This window comes from Mesorhizobium sp. M0659 (assembly GCF_040320605.1).
GTDB lineage: Bacteria > Pseudomonadota > Alphaproteobacteria > Rhizobiales > Rhizobiaceae > Mesorhizobium.
Map to the genome: position 1 here is coordinate 40,960 of NZ_JAMYPY010000024.1, position 22,874 is coordinate 63,833.

18 protein-coding genes and 2 pseudogenes are annotated in these 22,874 nt (G+C 63.7%); 6 read left to right on the forward strand and 14 right to left on the reverse strand.

Annotated elements, in window-relative coordinates; all coding sequences use genetic code 11:
• Window position 1 precedes the first annotated feature (1 nt).
• The 4 genes from NKI31_RS27160 to NKI31_RS27175 all read left to right on the forward strand — a co-directional run bounded on the left by NKI31_RS27160 (window position 2) and on the right by NKI31_RS27175 (window position 4,121).
• The gene (locus tag NKI31_RS27160) at window positions 2-1,006 is read left to right on the forward strand and encodes a xanthine dehydrogenase family protein molybdopterin-binding subunit (protein ID WP_023682242.1); all 1,005 of its coding nucleotides are present in this window, start codon (window positions 2-4) and stop codon (window positions 1,004-1,006) included.
• Window positions 1,007-1,013: 7 nt separating this feature from the next.
• Window positions 1,014-1,895, forward strand: coding sequence for an AAA family ATPase (locus NKI31_RS27165; RefSeq protein WP_023682243.1), 882 nt, complete (start codon window positions 1,014-1,016; stop codon window positions 1,893-1,895).
• A gap of 202 nt (window positions 1,896-2,097) precedes the next feature.
• Window positions 2,098-3,234 carry a vWA domain-containing protein gene (locus NKI31_RS27170; RefSeq protein WP_023682244.1) on the forward strand — a complete coding sequence of 379 codons (1,137 nt, stop codon included), beginning with the start codon at window positions 2,098-2,100 and terminating at the stop codon, window positions 3,232-3,234.
• Complete coding sequence (locus NKI31_RS27175) at window positions 3,234-4,121, forward strand: amidohydrolase family protein (protein ID WP_023682245.1); 888 nt, start codon at window positions 3,234-3,236, stop codon at window positions 4,119-4,121. The genes NKI31_RS27170 and NKI31_RS27175 overlap by 1 nt, the downstream gene beginning before the upstream one ends.
• Window positions 4,122-4,165: 44 nt before the next feature.
• Here NKI31_RS27175 and NKI31_RS27180 read toward each other — a convergent pair whose 3' ends face one another.
• The 7 genes and pseudogenes from NKI31_RS27180 to NKI31_RS27210 all read right to left on the reverse strand — a co-directional run bounded on the left by NKI31_RS27180 (window position 4,166) and on the right by NKI31_RS27210 (window position 13,346).
• Window positions 4,166-4,573 carry a carboxymuconolactone decarboxylase family protein gene (locus NKI31_RS27180; RefSeq protein WP_023668181.1) on the reverse strand — a complete coding sequence of 136 codons (408 nt, stop codon included), beginning with the start codon at window positions 4,571-4,573 and terminating at the stop codon, window positions 4,166-4,168.
• A 248-nt stretch (window positions 4,574-4,821) separates the two neighbouring features.
• Window positions 4,822-6,318 (reverse strand): sugar ABC transporter ATP-binding protein, encoded by a 1,497-nt coding sequence (locus tag NKI31_RS27185; protein WP_023714820.1) that lies wholly within the window; start codon window positions 6,316-6,318, stop codon window positions 4,822-4,824.
• Window positions 6,318-7,367: an NHL repeat-containing protein gene (locus tag NKI31_RS27190; RefSeq protein ID WP_352653024.1), complete on the reverse strand. Its 1,050-nt coding sequence runs from the start codon at window positions 7,365-7,367 to the stop codon at window positions 6,318-6,320. The genes NKI31_RS27185 and NKI31_RS27190 overlap by 1 nt, the downstream gene beginning before the upstream one ends.
• Window positions 7,364-9,487 (reverse strand): ABC transporter permease, encoded by a 2,124-nt coding sequence (locus NKI31_RS27195; RefSeq protein ID WP_352653025.1) that lies wholly within the window; start codon window positions 9,485-9,487, stop codon window positions 7,364-7,366. The genes NKI31_RS27190 and NKI31_RS27195 overlap by 4 nt, the downstream gene beginning before the upstream one ends.
• 79 nt (window positions 9,488-9,566) lie before the next feature.
• Window positions 9,567-10,592 carry a sugar ABC transporter substrate-binding protein gene (locus tag NKI31_RS27200; protein WP_023668177.1) on the reverse strand — a complete coding sequence of 342 codons (1,026 nt, stop codon included), beginning with the start codon at window positions 10,590-10,592 and terminating at the stop codon, window positions 9,567-9,569.
• A 60-nt stretch (window positions 10,593-10,652) separates the two neighbouring features.
• Window positions 10,653-11,639, reverse strand: coding sequence for an ABC transporter permease (locus NKI31_RS27205; protein WP_352653027.1), 987 nt, complete (start codon window positions 11,637-11,639; stop codon window positions 10,653-10,655).
• Between the two features lie 272 nt (window positions 11,640-11,911).
• Window positions 11,912-13,346, reverse strand: a pseudogene (locus NKI31_RS27210) (DHA2 family efflux MFS transporter permease subunit).
• Window positions 13,347-13,456: 110 nt separating this feature from the next.
• Here NKI31_RS27210 and NKI31_RS27215 point away from each other — a divergent pair.
• Together NKI31_RS27215 and NKI31_RS27220 are read left to right on the forward strand one after the other, a co-directional pair.
• The gene (locus NKI31_RS27215; protein ID WP_352653028.1) at window positions 13,457-14,458 is read left to right on the forward strand and encodes an ornithine cyclodeaminase family protein; all 1,002 of its coding nucleotides are present in this window, start codon (window positions 13,457-13,459) and stop codon (window positions 14,456-14,458) included.
• The gene (locus tag NKI31_RS27220) at window positions 14,455-15,963 is read left to right on the forward strand and encodes an HAL/PAL/TAL family ammonia-lyase (RefSeq protein ID WP_352653029.1); all 1,509 of its coding nucleotides are present in this window, start codon (window positions 14,455-14,457) and stop codon (window positions 15,961-15,963) included. Before NKI31_RS27215 ends, NKI31_RS27220 begins: the two co-directional genes overlap by 4 nt.
• On the opposite strand, the gene NKI31_RS27225 is transcribed toward NKI31_RS27220, so the two are convergent.
• The 7 genes and pseudogenes from NKI31_RS27225 to NKI31_RS27255 form a co-directional block, all read right to left on the reverse strand.
• Window positions 15,964-16,767 carry a 3-methyl-2-oxobutanoate hydroxymethyltransferase gene (locus NKI31_RS27225; RefSeq protein WP_352653030.1) on the reverse strand — a complete coding sequence of 268 codons (804 nt, stop codon included), beginning with the start codon at window positions 16,765-16,767 and terminating at the stop codon, window positions 15,964-15,966. It abuts the gene before it with no gap.
• A gap of 85 nt (window positions 16,768-16,852) precedes the next feature.
• Window positions 16,853-17,944: a fatty acid desaturase family protein gene (locus NKI31_RS27230; protein WP_352653031.1), complete on the reverse strand. Its 1,092-nt coding sequence runs from the start codon at window positions 17,942-17,944 to the stop codon at window positions 16,853-16,855.
• A gap of 18 nt (window positions 17,945-17,962) precedes the next feature.
• On the reverse strand, window positions 17,963-18,877 hold the full coding sequence (locus NKI31_RS27235) for a sugar phosphate isomerase/epimerase family protein (RefSeq protein WP_352653032.1): 915 nt from the start codon (window positions 18,875-18,877) through the stop codon (window positions 17,963-17,965).
• 55 nt (window positions 18,878-18,932) lie between these two features.
• Window positions 18,933-20,021, reverse strand: a pseudogene (locus tag NKI31_RS27240) (Gfo/Idh/MocA family protein).
• A gap of 103 nt (window positions 20,022-20,124) precedes the next feature.
• Window positions 20,125-21,189 carry an ABC transporter ATP-binding protein gene (locus tag NKI31_RS27245; protein ID WP_352653033.1) on the reverse strand — a complete coding sequence of 355 codons (1,065 nt, stop codon included), beginning with the start codon at window positions 21,187-21,189 and terminating at the stop codon, window positions 20,125-20,127.
• On the reverse strand, window positions 21,189-21,977 hold the full coding sequence (locus NKI31_RS27250; RefSeq protein ID WP_352653037.1) for an ABC transporter permease: 789 nt from the start codon (window positions 21,975-21,977) through the stop codon (window positions 21,189-21,191). Before NKI31_RS27250 ends, NKI31_RS27245 begins: the two co-directional genes overlap by 1 nt.
• Complete coding sequence (locus NKI31_RS27255; RefSeq protein ID WP_023702159.1) at window positions 21,977-22,846, reverse strand: ABC transporter permease; 870 nt, start codon at window positions 22,844-22,846, stop codon at window positions 21,977-21,979. Before NKI31_RS27255 ends, NKI31_RS27250 begins: the two co-directional genes overlap by 1 nt.
• Window positions 22,847-22,874: the final 28 nt, after the last annotated feature.

Here is a 22,874-nt window from a genome sequence, read left to right on the forward strand (position 1 = left end):
GATGGCGATAAGGCGCGGACGCGGCGTCGCCGCGATCAACTACCCGACGGGCATGAACCTTGGCGGCGACCCGACGCAGGCGCTGGTGCATTCGACGCCGACCGGCAATTTTATCGTCACACTTTCGTCGGTCGATCTCGGCCAGGGCCTGAAGCAGATCATGGCGCAGATCTGCGCCGAGACCATCGGCGTGCCGACCGACCGGGTCACCATCGACACCGCCGACACCGACACCGGCCCGCACTGCATGGGTACCTTCGCCTCGCGCGGCACCCACCGCGCCGGCAATGCCGTCATCCAGGCGGCCAAGGAAGCGCGCCAGGTGATGTTGGAAGTGGCGGCGGAAGAGCTGGAGGTCAACGCTTCCGACCTTGAGACTGACGGCCAGGGCAATATTCTGGTCAAGGGCGCGCCGCAAAAGTCGATCTCGATCTTCGATGTCGCCTTGTCGGCGCATTTCAAGCGCGGGCGCTCGATATCCGGGCGCGGCATGTTCCTGATCCCGCGCTCCTATCCGGAGAAAGAGACCGGCGCGATGAAGCCGTCGACCTGCTACGCCCATGCCTGCACGGTGGCCGAAGTCGAGGTCGATGACGAGACGGGCGAGGTTACGGTGCTGACCGTGAAGAACGTCTTTGAGATCGGCCGCGCGCTGAACCCGAAAATGGTCGAGCAGCAACTGGTCGGCGGTTCCTGGATGGGCATCAGCCACGCGCTCTACGAAACGACCGAGCCCTATTATCCCAACCGCGACCATGGCGGCACCGACTTCAACCAGTATCTGATGCCGGGACCGGGCGATCTCGCCCAAACCGAGATCATCGTGCTGGAGCGGCCGTCGGCGGATGGTCCTTACGGTGCCAAAGGACCGGGCGAAATGTGCGCGAACCCGCAGATCCCCGCGGTTGCCAATGCCGTCTTCGACGCCGTCGGCGTGCGCATCGACACGCTGCCGATCACACCGGAGCGCATATTGCGCGCGCTGAAGGCGCAAGCGGCGAACTGAGGACGACATGCAGGAGCCGAATGCCGAGACTGTCGCGACCTCGCCGGAGGCGGTGGCACGCCACCTCGCTGGATCGCGCTACCTCGCCGACGACAGCCTGGCCACCGCCATCTTCCTGGCCATACGGCTCGGCAAGCCGCTGCTGCTGGAAGGCGCGCCCGGCGTTGGCAAGACCGAAGCTGCGAAGGCGATCGCGCAACTGCTTGGCCGCGATCTGGTGCGGCTGCAATGCTATGAAGGCATCGACGCAGCACACGCGCTCTACGAATGGAACTACCAGCGCCAGCTGCTCGCCATCCGCCATGCCGGCGAGCATGAGATCGACATCTATGACGACCGCTTTCTGATCGCGCGGCCATTGCTGCAGGTGCTGCGGGCGCCGGAGCAGCGCGTGCTGCTGGTCGACGAGATCGACCGCTCCGACCACGAATTCGAAGCGCTACTTCTGGAATTCCTCTCCGACTTCCAGATCAGCATTCCCGAACGCGGCACCATCCGCGCCGAAGCGCAGCCGATCGTCATCCTGACCTCGAACCGCACCCGCGAACTGGCGGAGGCGCTGCGTCGGCGCTGCGTCTATCACTGGATCGGCTATCCCGACGCCGAGCGAGAAGCCGCCATCATCATGCTGCGCGCCGGCGATGTCGCCGAGACCACCGCGCGCGCCGTGGCGAATGCCGTGCAGGAGATCCGCGTCCGCCCGCTGGCCAAGCCGCCCGGCATCTCCGAGGCCGTCGAATGGGCCAACGCCGCCACCATACTGGAGAAAGGCGGCAGCCCATGGCCGCAAGCCTTCCGCCGCGCCATCGGCGTGCTGATCAAGGACGAGGAGGATTTGTCCGCGATCGCGCCGGAGCTTGGCCAGATTGTCGAGGAGGCGCTGGGGTGAGCCGGGACTTCGGCAATGCGCAACGCCGGCGGGACAGCGCCCCCCTCTGTCCTGCCGGACATCTCCCCCTCAAGGGGGGAGATCAGCTGTCATTGTGGCTTTCGCCAATCTCCAGAGTTGCAGACCTGAGCAAGTCGCCGAAGCCGCCAATCTCCCCCCTTGAGGGGGAGATGGCCGGCAGGACAGAGGGGGGCGCGAAGGAATGATGCGTCAGGGAACCCTTCCTCTCGCCTCCGCGCCCTTCCTCCACTTCGCCCGGCTGCTGCGCCGCCACGCCTTTGCCGTCGCCCCCGAGCAGGTCTCCAGCTTCATGCAGGCCATAGCCCTGCTCGGCCCGCGCTCCATGGCCGACATCCGTGAGGCGGCGCTCGCAACGCTTGCCCCCCCGCCCGATCGCCGCGGCGAATTCGAGGCGCATTTTCGCAATCACTTCCATGGCGATGGCCAACCCTCGATCGAAGGCGAGGAAGACGAGGAAACCCGCATCAAGGACGATCACGGCACGCGCCAGGAGGAGAAACAGACCACGCGCCAGGAGAAAGGCGGCGAGCTGTCGGCGGCAATCGAACAGCTCAGCAGCCGCGACTTCCTCCGCGACAACGATGGCCTTGGGCCCTTCCGCCGCAAGCTCGCTTCAGCCCTCCCCGCGCGCCGCTCATTCCGCACCGTGCGCACCCATTCGCGCGGCAAGCTCGATCTGCGCCGCTCGCTCAGGGAAATCGTCAGCGCCGATGGCGATATCCCCTCGCCGCAGCTCCGCCGCCGCCAAACCGTTTCGCGCAAGCTGCTGATCCTGATCGATGTTTCCGGCTCGATGAAGCTGCATACATCGGATTATCTCAAACTGGCGCACGCCGCCGTACAAGGTGCTGACCGTGCCGAAATCTTCACCTTCGGCACGCGGCTCACCCGCATCACATCCGCACTGCGTATCCGCGATCGCGACCAGGCTCTCGCCCGAGCGGCGGCACTCGTCGACGACTGGGACGGCGGCACGCGCATGGGACCGACCCTGCTCGCCTTCCTCTCGGTGCCGCGTTTCTCAGCTTTCGCCCGCGGTGCCGCTGTGATCATCCTGTCGGACGCGCTGGAGCGCGGCGACCATGCCGATCTCGAGACCGCAATGCGCCGGCTGAGCGCCCGCGCCTTTCGCCTGTCGCTGGCCACACCGCTGGCCGGTGACCCGCGTTTCCTTCCCGCCACGGCAGCACTCCGCGCCATCCTGCCTGATCTCGACGATCTCATCGACGGCTCGTCGCTCGGGAGCCTCACCGATTTCATCCTGTCGCTCGCCCGCCCCGCCCCGGCGGCGTCGGCAATCTGGAAAAGGGTATCGTGATGCAGAAAGCCATCGACGCGCATTTCCACATCTGGCGCCAGCAGGACCAGCCATGGCTGGTCGGGCCGATGGTGCCGCGCATTTTCGGCCCCTACGAACCGATCCGCCGCGACTATCCGATCGAGGAATTTCTCGCCGATCAGCAAGGCGCAGGTGTCGAGAAGGCCGTCTATGTCCAGACCAACTGGGCCAAGGAGGATTTCGAAAAAGAAGTCGCCTTCCTGCAGAAGACTGCCGACGAGACCGGCTGGCCGCACGCTATCGTCGGCTATACCGATATGACCGTCGACGATGTCCGGCCCCAGATCGATCGATTGAAAAAGTACCCGCTGCTGCGCGGCGTGCGCATGCAGATGCATTGGCACGAGACGCCGGCCTTCCGCTTCGCTGCCTCGGCCGATCAGGTCATCGACCCCAAGGTGCGGGCCAATGTCGCGCGGCTTAAAGACTATGGCCTGTCCTTCGACCTGCAGCTTTTCCCTGCCCAGATGAAGGACGGGCTGACGCTGGTCGGCGAGAACCCGCAGATCAACTTCATCCTCACCCATGCCGGCATGCTGACCGGCTTGGAGCCGGAAACCACCGAGGCCTGGAAAGCCGGCCTGAGTACGCTATCAACAGCGCCGAACTTCTACGCCAAGCTGTCGGGCCTCGGCACCTTCGCCCACCGCAACGATCCGGCGTTGATTGCCTACATCGTCGACAATGCCATCGACATTCTGGGCGCTGACCACCTGATGTTCGGCTCCAACTTCCCGATCGAAAAACTCTGGACGACCCATGCCGAACTGATCAAGGCGCACCGCGCCGCGGTAGGCAAGCATGGCGCAGCCGCCGAGGCGGATATCTTCTGGAACACGGCCGAGAAGGTTTACAGACCGGCATAGCGCACTGCTTCCCCTCTCCCACAGGGAGAAGGGAAATCCGCCCCTCACCTCACTTCAAACTCGGGATCGACCGGAATCTGCATCGCCGTCACCAGATGGTTGGTCTGCCCGGCCAGCCCGATGATCGACACCATCTCGCCATGCTGCGCATCGGTCATGCCTTTGGCGCGGGCAGCTGCCGTATGCGAGTGGACGCAGTAGGAGCAGCCATTGGCGGTCGACACCGCGATATAGATCATTTCCTTGGTCAGCGGGTCGATGGCGCTCTCCGTGGCCATCACCACCTTCACCTGTTCCCATGTCCGTTTCAGCAAGGCCGGATCGTTGGCGAGCCCACGCCAGAAATTGTTGACGAAATCCGATTTGCGCGTCGCGCGGATGTCATCGAACACAGCCTTCGCAACCGGGATTTTTTCGACCTCAGCATCGCTGAGGAGTTTTGTGGCGGCCATGGCGTTTCCTTTCGTTGAATCGGTGGATCAGGTGGTTGAATCAGGTCTCGAGCAAGGGCGGCTAACCGGCTATTCCGATTCAGTTTTTGATGCTGACAGAACCATGGCGATTGGCCGAAGCATCTCAGCTTCGTCATTCACGGGCGAAGCAGGCGCGAAGCGCCGTCGCGGAGACCCGAGGATGACGAAGGCGCTGAGGCCTTCGCCAATTGGCGACCTATGCGCACCCTCAAACACCGACCAGAAACCTAATGAACCGCCGCATACATGATCTTCTCCTCCGTCGCCTCGGCGGGCGAAAACTCCTCGACCATACGGCCCTGCCGGCACACCAGAATCCGGTCCGACAGGTTCATGATTTCCGGCAGGTAGGACGAGATAACGACGACGGCCAATCCCTCGTCGGCCAGCCGGTTGATGATCTGGTGGATCTCGGCGATGGCGCCGACATCGACGCCGCGCGTCGGCTCGTCGAAGATCACGATACGCGGCTGCTGCACCAGCCCCTTGCCGATCACCACCTTTTGCTGGTTGCCGCCGGAAAGCTCGACCACGCGGGCATTGTCGTTGATCGCCTTGATGTTCAGCGTCTTCGTCCATTCAGCGGAAAGCGTGCGCATCTCCTGCTGGTTAATCACCCAGGCCTTTTCGCGGCCCGCCGCCAGCAGCCCGCCGAACAGGTTCTCGGCGATGCCCATCGTCTCGAAAATGCCCTCGCTCTTGCGGTCCTCGGTAACATAGACGATGCCGTCGGCGACCGCCTCACTGGGCACGAGATAGCGCACCGGCCTGTCGTCGAGTTCAATCGCGCCACCGCGCAAAAAATCGCGCTTGTAGATGCCGGAGACGATCTTGAAGGTCTCGGTGCGGCCGGAGCCGATCAGCCCGAACACGCCGGTGATCTGTCCCTCGAAGATCGAGAAGGAGGTGTTGCGCACGACATTGCTCATCGAAATGTCCTGCACCGACAGCACCTTCTTGCCGGCCTTGCGCAGCCTGGCCTCGTCGCGCTGGCGATAGATCTGTCCCGACAGCGTACGCCCGACCATGGCGGCGACGATCTTGTCGCGATCGAAGGCCGATGTGTCGTCGGTTATGACCAGCTCGCCATCGCGCAGGATTGTGATGCGGTCGGCGATCATCAGCGCCTCTTCCAATGCATGGCTGATGAAGACGATCGAGACGCCGTTCGCCTTCAGCCGCCGGATCAGCGCGAAGAAGTGCCGCTTCTCCTCCGGCGTCAGCGTCGCCGTCGGCTCGTCGAAGATGATGATCTCGGCATTGTGGTGAACGGCGCGCGCGATCTCGACCATCTGACGCTTGGCCGCGCCCAGCGTCGCCACCATGGCGTTGGGGTCGACCGGAAAGTTCAGCGACTGCAAAAACTGCTGCGCCGAAATGTAGGTGCCGCGCAGCCGGTTGAGGAATTTTTCGGTGCCGAGATAGAGGTTTTGCGCCACCGTCATCGACGGCACCAGGCTGGTCTCCTGGAACACCATGGCGATGCCGGCCTCGAGCGCCGCATGCGGAGACGCATAAGCGATCTCGCGGCCTTTGTGGAACATCTTGCCTGAGGTGGCGTCGACGACGCCGGCGATGATCTTGGTCAGCGTGGATTTGCCGGCGCCGTTCTCGCCGAGCAGCGCGTGGATTTCGCCCTTGCGCAGTTCGAAGCTGACTTGTCTGACCGCGGGCACGCCGCGATAGTTCTTGGTGACATTTTCCAGGCGCACGATCGGTTCCATCAGAGACCTCCTGCGTCGATGGCCAGCACGCAATCGCCGCCCCTGGAGGCGATGAACAGGCGGCCGTCCGTTTCCGCCACGCTGCAGATGCCATGGCGCGTGCCGTCGGCGCGGCTGTGCAGGCTGAATTGCGGCTGCATGTTCTGATCGAGCCTGACCACCAGCCCATAGGAGCGGCTCGGCGACCAGGGCTTGTGGATGCCCATGGTGCGGATGCCGCCGCATTGCAGCGGTTCGAGGAAGCTGCGATTGGAGGCCAAAGCCGGCGCGATCCAGTAGGCCGGCGCCACCTGGTCTAGCATGTCGCGCCGATAGTGGGTTTCTTGGAGAACGAATTCGATCAGCCGGTTGCGTGGCGCGAACAGAGCCAGCCACGCGCCGCCATCGCCGGCCGGCGCGAGGCGCGCGGGATAGCCGGGCAGATGCGTCAGCACGGTCGAGCGGCTACCGGTCGCACCATCGAAGCGAACGAGCTGATGGCGCCAGCTTTCGCTGACCAGCACATCCCGCCCAATGGGATGCAGCCCATAGGGAAAGGCGATATCGCCGGCCACTTTGCGGAACTCGGCGGCGGCCGCGTCCTGCCTCCAAAGCGAACCGGACGCGCCCTTCTTCATCAGGTCGGCGGCCCATTGCGACGGCGTGTGCTCAGCCGAGCCATTGGCCAGCCACAACGTGCCGTCGTCTGCATAGGCAAGCGCGGTGATGCAGCTGACGCCGGCCGGCAGCGAAACCTCCTTGCCGGCAACCAGCAGCTTGCCGCTTTCCAACCCCACCGTCAGTTCGCCCGACAGTGATAGAGCCAGCGCCGTGATGGGGGAAGGAAAGGTCCCGACAACCTTCGGCTCCACCCCTGCGGCAAGCGAATATACCGCATTGCCGCTGGAAACGAGCAGCCGGCCATCGGCAACCAGAAGATTGTCGGGCTCCGTCAAATCGGCGAACACTGGCGCCTCGTCCAGCCGCGTGTTGGGACGGAAGGCACCGTCGAGCGGTGGGATGGTCACCGCCTTGCCACGAAACAGGTCGAGCACAGGATCGAGGATCATGGCTTCGCTCCCCAATAAGAAGCGGAACTGGTCCAGTTCGGGTCGGCGCCCGCAATCTTGTAGCGGCCGATGCGGTTGTTAAGGATGCCGCCGACGAACAGGAAACCCTTGTGCTCGCGCATCGAGGTGACCATCGGATGCGCGCCGCCGGTAAGGTCGCCCATCGCCTCGACAATGCCGCCCTTGTCGTTGAATTTCACCACGCCGCCGGTGTTGATGTTGGGGAACAGCCACTCGTCCTGCGGCAGCCGGCGCGTCATGCGCTTGCGCATATCGGGATGGCGCAGCGACAGGTCGAAGCTCGGCGTGCGCATGCCGAGCCATGCCATCCAGTAATTGCCGTCCGACGCCCGGTTGATGTTGTCGGGATAGCCCGGCATGTCGCGGATGACGCATTCGGCGGTGCCCGCCTTCGGCCCTTCCAGCCAGTAGCGATGCACGCGGCAGGCCCAGCTCTCAGCGAAGAACAGCGACTTGCCGTCATGCGCCATGCACACACCGTTGGTGTAGCGGTAGCCGTCGAGCAGTGTCTTCGTCGAACCGTCCTTCGGGTCATAGACCAGCAGCCGGCCGGTGGCGCGGTTCTCGATCGAGTCCAGTGCCCAATCGTGGGCGTCATAGCGCTTGGTGGAGTCAGTGAAATAGATGCGCCCGTCCGGCGCGATGTCGCAATCATTGGGGTCGCGCAGCCGCGCATCGTCGACGATCGAGGTCCAGGAGCGCGACGTCTCGGCCGACAGGCGCTTCACTTCCCGATCCGGCGAGACGGAATAGAGCCCCATGGCGCCGACGCAGCTGATCAGATTGCCCGATTTGTCGAAGGCCAGGCCCAGCGGAAAGCCGCCGATGTGGGCAAACACCTCCGATTTCACATAGTCCGGCGCGAAGAAGCGGACGATCTCGCCATGGCGCGTGCCGCAATAGAGATGATCGTCGCGGTCGAGGATGACGTCTTCCGGCCCTTCCAACTCGCCGAGCCCGATATGGTCGGCCGCCGACAGCCGGTTGTCGAGCGCGTAGGGCGTGCCTGAGCCCGGCACCGCAGACTGTGTCTCGCCCATCTTGAGATAGACCGGCGCGACATAGATCTCGTTCAGCACCTTATGGCGGTTCTTCAGCCAGCGGATGTCGATCGTCACCGCCACCGCCAGCATGATGCCCAGCACCATCTGGTTGGTGCCGGTGCCATAGCCCAGCCGGATCAGCCCGTTGGTCATGGTCAAGACGATGATGGCGCCCATCAGCCCCTTGATGACCGAGCCGCGGCCACCACCCAGGCTGACGCCGCCGACCACCGCCGCCGTCAGCGCCATGATCTCCAGGTTGAGGCCGGTGCCCGGCCCTGCCCCACTCAGGCGGCAAGCGATCAGGAAGCCGCCGATCGAGGCGCAGAAGCCGGAAAAGACATAGGTCATGAACACGGTGCGGCGCACGCGAATGCCGGCATTATGCGCCGAGCGCCTGGAGCCGCCGACCGCCAGCACATGCCAGCCCGGCCGTGAGCGCGTCAGCGCGATATGGGTGACGATGGCAAGAATGATCGCCAGCCACACCGAGACCGAAAGCCCCCAGAAGGTGCTGTCGCCGATGAAGTCGAGCACATCCGATGTCGCCTGGGAAAGCTGCACGTCGGCGGCATAGGTGGTGACGAGAATATCGAACAGCGCCCGGCCGAAGATGAACGTCACCAGGGTGGTGAGGAAGGCGCGCAGCCTGAGGTAGCCGACGAGGTAGCCGTTGACGGCGCCGAAGATCAGGCCGGTGGCGAGCGATGCCGCCAGCGCCAGCCAGATAGACTGTTCGAGAATGAAGAAGACATAGACGGCGGAGAAGCAGGACAGCGCGAAGATCGAACCGACGGACAGGTCGATGCCGCCGCCCAGCATCACCACCGTCATGCCGGTGACCACCATCGAGAACTCGCCGAGCTGGCGGGTCGATTCCTGTAGCGAGGTCAGCTTGAAGAAGCCGGGAATGATCGAGCCGAACACGCTGAGCGTCGCCACCAGCGCCAGGAACGGAATGGCGTTGTCGGTCCAGCGTTTTGTCAGGATTTCGCCGACCAGATGGTCGGGCACGAGATTGTAGCGCCAGGACTGGAGGCGTTCGCGAAAGGACATCGGCGGCTGCTATTCCATGAGGGAACGAGGTGACCGGATTGTCCAGCCACCTCGTTTATTTCAGTCGAAAAAGCGCGGCTTACTTCGCCGCCGCTTCGGCCTGCAGCGCCTTCAGGTCCCAGCAGCTGTCGGGCTTGAGGTCGGCCTTGGTCGTAGCCTTCTCCAGTGTGTAGATGTAGGTGTGCGACGTGCCGGCCGGCTGGCCGCTCTGCAGCAGGAACTTGATGATAGCGTTCATGTCGCCGGACTGGCGAGCCAGATCGGTCATCACCACGGCGCCGTAAGTTCCGTCCTGCAATTTGTCGCAATCGGCCGCCTTCTCGCCGCCGCCGGTGGTGACCAAAAAGACCTTGCCGTCGAGCTTGGCGTCGCGGATGGCGGCGGATGCGCCGGTGGCGTCACCATCCCAGAAGTCGATGATCGAGCAGATGTCGGGGTTCTGCTGCAGCATTGTCGTCGTCACGTTGCGCGACGTCGTCGGATCCCAGTTGGAGTCGGGCTTGGCCACGACTTTGAAGTCGGGGTGCTTCTCCAGCACCTTCATGATGCCGGCATACTGGTAGAGACTGGACGAGTTGGCCTGATCACCCTGCACAAGGCCGATCTTCTTCGACGAGTTCTCGCCGCAGCCCTTGATCGCCGCTTCGGCTTCGAGCTGGCCAAGCCGGTCCCAGTCGCTGCCGACAAAGGCGTCGGCCGGGAAGTTGGCGGGGTTGTCGACCAGTATGACGTAGGTTCCGGCGGCCTGTGCCTTCTTCATCAGCTTGGAATAGGAGTTGAGGTCCGGCGCATGGATGATCAACACGTCCGGCCTTGTGTCGGACGAGATCGCGTCGGTGATCGCCTGTGCACCGGCATCGACGACCCAGTTCGGATCGCGTGTTTCGAAGGTGCCGCCCCAGGCCTCGACTTCCGTCTTCAGATAGTGCGACCAGCCCTGCGCAAGGTCGAAGCCCATCGCCAGCGGCACCAGCATGACGCGCTTGCCCTTGAGCGCCTGCGCGTATGCGGCCGGGCCCGGATCGTCGGCGGCGAAGGTCGGCGCGACGAAGGCGGTAGCGGCAAGCGCCGTGGCGGCCGCCATCAGTGTTCTGATCAGTTTCATGTCACATCCTCTGTTTTTCACTTATTGCCGGCCGGTCGGCATGACCCGGTCGGGTACCCCTTAGATGTCGCCCTGCTGCGCGGTCTGTTCGTCACGCGGATTGATGATGCCGTCGACGATGATGGCTCCGAGCAGGATCGCCGCCTTGATCAGGTTTTGATAGAGCAGCGGAATGTCGATGATGGTCATCGCGTTCGACAGGATGCCGATAAGTGCAGCGCCCACCAGCACATTGCGCACCCCGCCCCGCCCGCCGGAAAGGCCGATGCCGCCGATCACCGCCACCAGCACGATGTCATAGAGCAGCGTCGAGTTGACGACGCGGGTGTTGATCGAGTGCAGGCTCGACGCCGTCAGCAGGCCGGCGATCAGCGCGACGAAGGCCGAAACCACATAACGCAGTACCAGCATTGGCCGCACCGGAATGCCGATGTTGCGCGCGGCGACCGGATTGTCGCCGGCGAAATAGATGTAGCGGCCCCATTTGGTGTAGCGCAGGAACAGGAAGAACAGGAAGGCGAGCCCGGCGAAGACGAACACTTCGATCGGAATGTCGAGGAAACGCAGGCCGCCGAGCAACTCCACCCAATGGCCCTGAGGCACCGGCACCGCATCCTGTGTGATCAGTTGCGAGCGGACATAGCCGAAGACGAAGGAGCCGGTCGCCAGCGTCACGAAGATCGCCGGCACGTCGGCATAGGCGACGAGAAAACCGTTGAGCAGGCCGATGGCGAGCACGCCTGCCAGCACATAGGCGAAGGCGAGCCCATCAGGCGTTCCGGCGTTGAGCAATTGCAGATACCAGGCGACCGACATCGCCATGATCGCCACCGCCGACAGGTCGATGCCCCTGCCGATTATGACGACCGCCATGCCGAGCGCCAAAATGCCCAGCACCGACACCGAGCGGACGATGGCAACGAGATTGTTGGGAGCGATGAAACCAGGCAGCCCAATGGCAGCGGCGACGAACAGCACCATGGCGATGGCAAAGACAATGCCTTCCTGATTCAGGCTCCTGACATTTGGCCAGCCAATCGTGTTCATGTCTGCATTCGCCCCGATGGCAGCTCTGCCACCCCTTCCGAAGAAAGCTAATCGGCTCGGCGCCGCTTCGTCAAATGAATCCGCGCTCGGAACGCCCGTTGGCAGTGATAATCTTCCAGTGGACGCACCGATTGCTAGAACTGGCGCAATCCTAGGAAAAGGCTGCGCTTTTGGCATTTGGTTGCGCCATTGCGTGTATGCGCGAAGGTGCCGTTCTGAGGCGAAAGCACAAAGCGGAATTAATTGCCGCCTGAGCGGCGAAAATCGCGAATTCAGGTCCTGGTCATGTGGCCTGAAACTTCGGCGCCTGCACCGGGCGGCAGCACGAGGAACCGCAACGCCGCCACCAGCCCGATGGCGCCGATGACCAGGAAGGCGATGCGAAAATCGACGAGGTCGAGCGCCGGCCGGCCCCTGACGATCTGCGACAGGTTGAGGATGGCAGCCGCCACCGCCACGCCGAACAGCATCGATATCTGCTGCAGCATGGAGGACAAAGTCGCCGCCGAGTTGCGCTGCGCGGCATCGATGTCGGCGAAGGCCAGAGTATTCAGCGCCGTGAACTGCATCGAGCGCGTCAGGCCGGCGATCAGCATCAGCATCACTACCAGCGCCTGCGGCGTTTCGGGCGAGATCGCCGCGCAGGCCATGATCGAGGCCGAGGCGATCAGGCCGTTGACGACCATGACCGTGCGAAAACCAAAGCGTCGCAGCGTCGGCGTCGTCACCGTCTTCATGCCGAGATTGCCGAGGAAGTAGGCCAGGATCATCAAGCCGGCATCGACCGGCGAAAGTCCGAAACCGACCTGAAACAGCAGCGGCAAAAGGAACGGCGTGGCGTTGATCGCCACGCGAAAAATGGTGCCGGCGGCAAGCGTCGAGATGGCGAAGGTCTGCACCCTGAACGCGCTGAGATCGAGCAGCGGATGCGGCGCGCGCCGGAGATGCCGCACCGCCAGCCAGCCGATGACGATGCCGGCGGCAACCAGCAGCACGGCGGGCAAGGCGCCGTCTTCCGGATGTGCGATGCGCTCAAGGCCGTAGAGCAGCAGCGCGAGCCCCAGCGACGTGAGGAAAAACCCCGGCCAATCCAGCGGCTTGGGATCGGCCGCGCGGTCGCCCGGAATGAAGCGCGCGACCAGCGCCAGCCCGACGAGCCCAAGCGGGATGTTGATGAAGAAATTCCAGTGCCAGGAGAGATAGGTTGTGATGAAGCCGCCAAGCACCGGCCCGACCACGGGCGCAAACAACGCCGGCCAGGTGATCAGCGCCGTGGCGTTGAGCAGCTCCGATTTCGACGCATTGCGCAGCACCAGAATGCGCCCGACCGGCGTCATCAGCGCGCTGCCAAGGCCTTGCACGACACGGGCCGCGACGAACTGGGTAAGGCTCTGCGAGAAGCCGCAGGCCAGCGAGGCCAGCGTGAACAGTACGATCGCCAGCAGGAAGATGTTGCGCGCGCCGAAGCGGTCGGCAAGCCAGCCCGACAGCGGCACGAACACTGCCATGGTCAGCATATAGGCGGTGATGCCGATGCTCATCGCCACCGCCGGCACGCCGAAGGATTTGTCCCATCTGCGGCAGCGAGGTCGAGATGATCGTCGAATCCAGCAGCTGCATGAAAAACGCGATGGCGACGATCAGCGCCACGCGCCGCGCATTGCTGGCGGTTACGGCGGAGGCCTCGGTGTCGGGAACGGCAGTCATGGCGAACCGCGTTGAACAGCATATGGCTGGCCCAGTCCAGAGCTTATCCAACAAACTTCCGTGTCGCGCCGCGGCCTGTTATGGATGGGCGGGGTGGCCAAGGACATTGCATGAAGCCTATCTATATCGACTACCTCAATGCTCTCGATATCGAAGCCCTTGAGATGAGCGATGGCGAAATCATCGCCGCCGTCGAAGCCGGGCTTGTCGCGCAAGGCAACGGCCAGACGGTGATAGAGCCCCGCGTCCATCTCGAGCCCGATCCCTCCTTCCACGGCCACTTCAATGTGCTGCGCGGCTACGTCGCGCCGCTCGATACGGCCGGCGTGAAGATCGTCGGCGATTATGTCGACAATTATCTGCACGGCCTGCCCTCGGAATTCGGCATCCTCAATCTGTTCGATCCGCGCACCGGCACGCCGCGCGCCATTCTCGATGCCACCGTCATCACCGACATGCGCACCGGCGCTGTCACCGCCATCGGCGCCAAACATCTGGCGCGCAAGAACTCCAAGGTGCTGGCCCATATCGGCGCGCGCGGCACCGCCTACTGGAATGTGCGCCTGCTCGACCATCTCTTCGACTTCGACGAGATCCGCGTCCATTCGCGCCGCCCGGAAAGCCGCGACGGCTTCGCTGCCAAACTCTCGGCCGATCTCGGCAAGAAAGTTACCGCGGTTGCCGACTGGGAAAGCTGCATCAAGGGCGCCGACATCGTCGTCGAAGCCTCACGGCTGCCGGAGCCGCAGCCGCTGCTCAAGACCGAATGGATCAAGCCTGGTGCACTGGTCGTGCCCTACGGCACGATGAGCGCGGTGGAGCTGTCGCTGACCGACATCATGCAGAAAATGGTCGTCGACGATTGGGGCCAGTGCAAGGGCGGCAAGTTCGGCTCGCTGCGCGCCCATGTCGAAACCGGAAGGCTGAGCGAAAAGACGCTGCATGCCGAACTCGGCCAGATCGCCGCCGGCCTCAAAGCTGGACGCGAAAGCGACGACGAGACGATCCTGTTCTGGCATCGCGGCCTGTCGCTGTCCGACATTGCGCTGGGCAAGGCGATGCTGGCCAAAGCAGGAGATAAAGGTATCGGCCAGAGGCTGCGCTTCGCATGAGCGCGCTCGTCCTCACCGGCGCCGGCGTCAGCGTCGAGGACGTTGCGCAGGTTGCCCGCGGCGGCCGCAAGGTCGAGGTTGAACCGACAGTCATCGAGAGGCTCGACAAAGCGCGAAAAGTGCTCGACCAGGTCGCCGCGTCCGGCCAGCAGATTTACGGCCTCAACACCGGGCTCGGCGCCAATCTCGGCACATCGGTCGAGGGCGATGCCAGCGCCTTCCAGCGCCAGTTGCTGGAAGGGCGCAGCGGCGCTGTCGGCGAACCGTTGCCCCAAGAGGCGGTGCGGGCGACCATGTTTGCCCGTGCCGCGATGTTCTCTGTTGGCGGTTCCGGCATTTCGCCGGCGGCTTTCACCGCCCTTGTCGATGCGCTCAATGCCGGCGTGCATCCGGTAATGCCGCAGCTGGGCTCGATCGGCGCCGGCGATCTCCTGCTGATGACGGCGCTCGCCCGTCTGCTGACCGGCGACGGCGAAGCTGACTATCAGGGTCGGCGCATGCCGGCGGCCAAGGCGTTGATGATGGCGCGGTTGGCTCCGATCAGCCTGGCGCCGAAAGACGGCCTGTCGCTGATCAACGCCTCGGCGGTATCAGCCGGCACTGGCGCGTTGGTACTGGCCGACGCGCTGTCGGCCTTTGCGCAACAGCAGCAGGCCGGCGCGCTGACCATGGAAGGGTTTGGCGCCAACCGCACCATCCTCGATCCGCGCCTGCATCTGGCGCGGCCGGCAGCCTGCCAGCAACTCGCGGCCAAGGGCTTGCGCTACCTGCTTGCCCGCGACGAAGAGCCGGCGCCGACCACCCTGCAGGACCCGCTGTCGATCCGCTGCATGCCGTCGATCCATGGTGCATTGATCCAGGCGATCGACCAGGCGCGGCTGGCGCTGGAGATCGAACTCAATGCCGCCGCCGACAATCCACTGGTGCTGGGCGATGACGGGCTGGTTCTGTCGACCGGCAATTTCCACACCGCATCGCTGGCGCTGGCCTTCGAGACGCTCGGCCTCGCGATCGCACAATGCGCCGCGGCAAGCGTTGCCCGCTTCATCCAGCTCGCCGGCTCCGGCCGCAACGGTCTGCCCAGATATCTGTCGCCAGTTGGCGGCGCCTCGGCCGGTTTCGTGCCGCTGCAAAAGACGGCAACGGCAATCCTGGCCGGCATCCGCCACAAGGCCAATCCGGTGATGCTGGATTTCCTGGCCGTGTCCGAAGGCGTAGAGGACCACGCCACGCAGACGCCGCTTGCCGTGTCGAAATGCGCCGGGATGATCGCGCTGTGGCGACGGCTGATCGCCTTCGAACTGATGGCCGCTGCACAGGCCGTGGACCTGCGCGACGGTCTCAAGCTGGCGCCCGGCACGGCAGCGGTCCATACCGCGGTGCGCGCGCATGTAGCGATGCTCAGGGAGGACCGGCCGCTGGGAACGGATGCCGAGGTGCTCCATGCCATGCTCGCCGACGGAACATGGCAAGGTGCAGCGATGATCGGCAAGGAGGCCGAGTAGTCAGCCCTTTGCGTCCACCCGTTTCATGAACAGGCTGAGCTCGGCCGGATCCATGCGCAGGACATGCCTGTCTTCCGGATAGGCGCCGCTATCGACGTCGGCAACGTACTCGGAAAACGCCGCGACTCGTTCGGCCTGCAGGCGATCGTACTCGGCGGCGAAGTTGCGGTAGACCTTGGAATGGCGCGGCATGTGGCCCCGGTTCTGGCCAAGAATATCGTCGGCGAACAGATATTGCGCGTCGCAGCCGGTGCCCGCACCCATCGACAGCATGATCAGCGAGGTCCGTTCCGAGATCGCCTTCGCCACCTCGATCGGCACCACTTCGATCTCGGCGCCGAGAGCTCCAACGGCCTCATACTGCTTGACCGCCTCAAAAATCTGCATGGCGGTGTCGGCGGTCTTGCCGACGGCCTTGAAGCCGCCGGTCCAGGTGGCGCGGGACGGAATGAGGCCGACATGGCCGATGACGGGGATCGCGTCGTCGGCGAGCCGCTTCACGGTGGCGAAACCGGCGCTGCAATAAACGGCGTCGGCGCCGGCCTTGTAGAGCCGGAACGCCCAGCGCAGGAAATCGTCCGCCGTGCCGATCTCATAAAAATTCTCGCCCGGCATGGTGAACAGGCTGGGCGCCGCATCGCGATACTCAGGGTTGAGCACCAGCTCGGGCGGCACCGAGACGATATCGACCCCTGCCCGCTCGGCAGCCTCGGCCTCGTCCATGGTCAGGACGCGCAGCATGGTCAGCTGGCGCTTGCCCTTCATGGCGCGCAGATCGGCGACGGTCGGTCTCTTTCGGCTCATCGGGATGTCCCTGTTGGCTGGTTGCTTTTCCCGGTCACCTTACCGGCCCCGTAACAGGCCGGATAGAAGGCGGGTGGTTTATTCGCTACTCGGCCGCCGCCGACATATCGAGCTCGTGAAATTCACCGCGATAGGGCCGCGCCGTCGGCGGCAATTCGCGCTTGAGGAAATAATCCTCGTACCGCAGCTGCTTCAGCAGCACCGGCCAGACCTCGCGATAGGCATGCCACATGGACGGGTTCGCCGCCGGCAGGTCGTGCTTGACCAGCTCGTGCAGCCTCGGCAGCGCATGGTAGGGCACCATCGGAAACATGTGATGCTCGACGTGGTAATTCATGTTCCAGTAGATGAAGCGGCTGACCGGGTTCATGTAGACGGTGCGCGTGTTCAGCCGGTGGTCGACGACATTGTCGGCCAACCCGATATGCTGGAGCAGGCCGGTCAGAACCATGTGCCAGCTGCCATAAAGACGCGGCAGGCCGATCAGCACCAGCGGCAGCCATGAACCCAGCGCGATCGCGAGGGCGATCGTCGCAACGTACACGGCGACATGCCAGCGCGCCGCCGTGATGGCCTTGCCCTGTTCGGTCTCAGGAATGTAGCTCTTTTCGTCGTCCGACAGCTTGCCCAACGCCTGGCGCGCCAGGATCGGCAGCGAATAACGGAAATCGAGAATGCCGGTGAAGGCAAGCGCCGCCTTGACCAGATTTGGCGGCCGCATTACCGCGATCTCGGCGTCACGGCCGACGATGATCGTGTCGGTGTGATGCCGCGCATGGCTCCAGCGCCATTGCACCGGATTGCGCACCACCATGAAGCTGGCGATTTCGTAGATCGCATCGTTCATCCAGCGTGTGCGGAAAGCGGTGCCATGGCCGCATTCATGCCAGCGCGAGTCGCTCGACGATCCATACAGCACGCCATAGACGAGCAGGAACGGCACCACCCACCACGTGCCCCAGAACCAGATGATGCCGGCGGCCGAGCCCAGGATGGCTGCGATCCAGATGATGGTATCGCGGATCGCCGGCCCGTCGGAGCGCTGCATCAGTTCCTTCATTGCCTTGCGCGGCACGTCGGTGTGATACCACTCGGCCGAGGCCAGCCCGGTCTCGATCGCCCGGCGGGTGCTTTCGCCGACCAGGCCGTAATCGCGCTTTGTCTTGGCCGTCGCCATCACCGTCTCGCCCTGCCCTTAGAGACCGTTGGCGCGGAATTTCCCGTCGAGGAATGTCTTTGCGCGCGGCACGTCGTCCTCGGTCAGATGCTCGATGATGACCGGGATGTTCGGGTGCTTTTCGCTGAGCCGCTTCAGATAGAGGTCGTAGTTGAGCGAGCCGAGACCGGGCGCCGGCAATTCGATCTCGCCGACGCCGCGGAAGGTCAGCCCCTCATGCGCATCCGCATCGCCGATATCGGCATGCTTTTCCGTCTTGTCGCTGCCGGAGCGTTTCACATCCTTGGCATGCGCGATCCGGATCTTGTCGGCCAGCGTGTCGAACACCTGGTTCAGCACCTGGTCCATGCGGTCGATATTGTGCGCCTCGAAATAGTTGGTCGGATCCATCAGCAGGCCGAGGCCTGGATGGTCGACCTGCGCGAACATTTTGACCGTCTCCTCGACCGAGCCGACGACATTGTTGACATAGGTTTCGAGCAGGAACACCGCGCCGTGGTCGTAAGCCGTCTGGGCAAGGTCCGAGATCACCTTGCGGCATTCCTCGAAGCCTTCCTCGGTCTTGTTTTTGGGATGATGCACCCAGTCGGATTCGGTGTTGTAGGTGCCGGTCTCCGAGATCACGTAGGGCGAGCCGAAGTCGCGCGCATTGCGGATGATTTCCTTGAGATAGCCGACGCGCTTCTCGCGCTCGACTTTATCGGGGTGGATAATGTTGGTGTAGCCGGAGATGCAGCAGACCGGCAGATTGTGGTCGCGAAACGTGTCGCGCACTGTCCTCGCCTTGTCCCCGGTGATCTGCCCGGCTGTGAGATCGACATCCCTGAAATGCATGTCGAGCTGCACTGTGTTAAAGCCGAGTGCGCGGATGCGGCGGGCGGCCTCCGCGAGCTCGTAGGGGAAATAGCCGGTGAAGATACCTGCCTGCATCATGATGTGAACTCCTCCCGGTAAGCGATTCAGCCGCCACACTATTCGGCGCGCATGTTCAGTCGATCGATATCTCGGACAGTTTGACGGTGCGGCCTTGCGCCATCGAGCGATAGCCGGCCTCGACCAGCGCCATCGTCTTGACGTTGTCGGCCACCGATAATGCCGGCGGCGTGCCGGTCTTCAAGGCGTGCTGCAGTTGCTCCATGACGCCGATGAAGGCATGCGGGAACCACATCGTGTCCCAGCTCGGGCTGACCCATTCGCCGCCGGTCGTCTCGGTCGAGGCATAGGTCAGCGTCGAGGCCACGCCTTTCGGCCAGCCGATCGTGCCTTTGGCGACACCCTTGGTGCCGTCGACCCGCCAGTTGATGTGCTGGTCGTCCAGATAGCCCTCCTGGCGCGGTCCGGACCAGACGTCCTCCAGCGACACAGCGAGCACGCCGGAGGGAAAGCGCAGCGTCGAGACGGTGATGCCGTCGCTATGCTCGAATGTAGTGCGCGGGTCCTTGCGTGTCAGCGTGGTGATTTCCGAGGGATCGCCGAACAGGAAGCGCAGCACGTCGAGATGATGCACGCTCATATTGGCCAGCGTCAGCCGGTCGTAGTCCTGAAGGAAAGTCTGCCAGTGCGGGATGGCATGCATGTCGATCTGCGCGAAGACGATGTCGCCCAGCGCGCTGCTGTCGATGATCTGCTTCAGAACGCGCATCGACTGGTCGTAGCGCATGTTCTAGTTGACCGAGAGGATCTTGCCGGACTTTGATGCTTCGTCGCGCAGCTTCACGGCTTCATCGACCGACAGCGCCAGTGGCTTCTGCGCCAGGATCGCCTTGATGTGAGGCTGCTTCAGCGCATGGCGGATCAGCGCCGGCTGCAGATCGGGCGGAAACGCAAGGTCGACGATCTCGATCTCGGGATTCTCGATCAGTTGTTCCGGCGTGTCGTGGACGGTCGGAATGCTCCAGCGTGCAGCTACCTTCTCGGCGCTGGCCTTGGTGCGCGAGGCGATGGCGACGACTGGGAAACCGGCCTGCGCATAGGCGGCAAGATGGCATTCGGCCATGATCATGCCGGCGCCGATGCAACCGATCCGGTATTCGCTGGTGCGAACCCTCACATCCGGCTCGAAACCCTGGCCTGCCATCCATTCCTCCCTTGGACGACAGGATATAACGCCATGGCCGGCCCATCAGCCAAGGTCCGCTCCATCAATTCCCATCAGAACCATGCCGGGGTGACGGTGCGAACTAGTTTGCGGCAATCAGCACGGTGCTTTCCGGCGACCAGCTGAGCATTACATTCTGGCCCTCGGCCAGCCGGTCACTGCCGGTATTCTGGACGATGACTTTCAACGTCTGGCCGGCGCGCTCGACGAAATAGGTGCTGTTGTTGCCGGCGAAGATGCGCTTGGAGACTTGCCCCTTCAGCGTGTTGGCATTGCCGCTCGATGCCTCGGCATCGGTGGCGATACGAATGCGTTCGGGTCGCACGGCGCAGCTGGCCTTTGTGCCGGCGGCAAGCCGACCACCCACCCCGGCGGCAATCGCCGTGCCATCAGGCAGCCGGATGCCGTTGCTGGTCGCATCGCCGCGAAGGATATTGGCGTCACCGAGGAAGGTGGCGGCGAATTCACTCTTCGGCCGGTCGTAGATTTCCTCCGGCGGCCCTTCCTGCACGAGCCTGCCGTCCCGCAATATGCCGATGCGGTCGCTCATCGTCAGCGCCTCTTCCTGGTCGTGGGTGACGAAGATGGTGGTGATGCCGATCTCGCGCTGGATGCGCTTCAGCTCGATCTGCATGTCGACGCGCAGCGCCTTGTCGAGCGCGCCGAGCGGCTCGTCGAGCAGCAGCACTCGCGGCTTGGTGACGATGGCCCGTGCCAGCGCCACACGCTGGCGTTGGCCGCCGGAGAGCTGGTGCGGCCGGCGCTCGCCGAGCTTGCCGAGTTGGACGAGATCGAGCGCGCGCTGCACTTCGGTGGCGATCGTCGCTTTCGTTTCGCCGCGCACCGACAGGCCGAAGGCGACATTATCGGCGACGCTCATATTGGGAAACAGCGCATAGTTCTGGAACACCATGCCGATGCGTCGCTTTTCGACCGGCACGCGTTCCACACTCTCACCGCCAATGGTGATGCGGCCAGTATCGGGAAAGTCGAAGCCGGCGATCTGGCGCAGCAGCGTGGTCTTGCCGCTGCCCGAGGGGCCAAGCAGCCCATAGAAACCGCCATCGGCGAAATCGATGGAGACGTCGTCCAGCGCCTTGTGCGCGCCAAAACTGCGGGAGACGTTCGATACCTGCACGCCGGCCATTATTTCTCTCCGCCGAATTTGAAGAAGCGCGCCGTGAGCAGCATCAGCGCCATCGACACGACGATGATGATGGTCGAGACCGCGTTGATCTCGGGCGTGAACCCCTTGCGGATCGCGGCGTAGATTTCGACCGGCAGCGTCGTCTGGCCCGGCGTCGCCAGGAAGTAGGAGACGACGAACTGGTCGAACGACACGGCAAATGCGAACAAGCCGCCGGCAATGACGCCGGGCATGATCCACGGCAGCGTCACGCGCCTCGTCACTTGCCACTGGTTGGCGCCGAGCGAGCGCGCCGCCTCTTCCAGCTCCGGTGCAAAAGTCTGCAGCCGGGCCGAGACGACGACGATGACATAGGGCAGCGCCAGCGCCACATGGCCGAGCAGGATGGCGAACAGGCCGCGGCCAATGCCGACGCCGAAGAAGAAGATCAGCATCGCCGTGCCGGTGATCAGCCACGGAATGGCGATTGGCGGAAACAGCAGCGCCTGCAGCACTTTCTTGCCGCGGAAATCATAGCGGAACAGCGCTAGCGAAGCGGCCGAGCCAAGCACCCCTGAGATGAGCGTGGTGATGACCGCGATCTCGAGGCTGTTCCAGGTGGCCGCGATCAGCTGGTCGTTCTGCCAGAGCGAGGCATACCATTCCGTCGTCCATTCGAACGGCAATTGGTAGAAGGGCGAGACGTTGAACGACATCAGCGCCATGATGATGATCGGCAGATAGAGGAAGGCGAGCAGCAGGAAGATGTAAAACCGGCCCAGCCCTTGGAGGATGCGGGTGGTCTTCATCACGCGGCCCTCTTCAGCACCGGCGAGGCAACTGCGAGGATGACTAGCACGACGGCGAGCAGGATGAACGACAATGCCGCACCAAGCGGCCAGTTGAACACGGCGACGAACTGGTCTTCGATCACCGTGCCGTAGAAGGTGCCGGTGCGACCGCCGAGAATGCGCGGCTCCATGAACGAGCCGACGACCGGCACGAAGATCAGTGCCGCACCTGCCACCAGGCCGGGCATAGACAGCGGGATGATCACCCGCTTCAGCACCTGCAGCCGCGAGGCGCCGAGCGAGCGCCCGGCCTCGATCAGCGAGTCGTCGATTGCCTGCAGCGTGAGATAGCAGGTCAGCACCATATAGGGCACGTAGGAGTGCACCAGGCCGATGATGATTGCGGGATAGGAATACATCAGGTCGATGTTGATCTTGAACGGCAGCACGGCGTTGAGCGCCGTGTCTAGAATGCCGCCCTCGCGCAGCACCATCGCCCAGGAGAAGATGCGCACCAGCCCGTTCGACCAGAACGGCAGGATGACCAGCAGGAAAATCGCCTCGCGGCTGCGCCCCTTCAGCACCTTGGCCAATACATAGGCTGCGGGATAACCGATGACGACGCACCACAAAGTCACTTCGAGGCCGAGCCGCAGCGAAGCGAGCAGCAGCGTCAGGTACAGGCTCTGCGAGAAGAAGGCGGCGTAATTGCCAAGGGTGAAGGCCCACGGCTTTCCCGACAGCGGCAGGTCGGTCATGAAGGAGAAGAACACCATGGCCGAGAGCGGCAGGAAGATCGCCACCGTCAGCCAGAGATAGGCCGGCGCCAGCAGCGGCAGGGCCGATCTCAGCCCGCTGCGCGACGCGACCGCACCCTGTACTGCCATGATACCCTCCTCCCCAGGATTGAAGGGC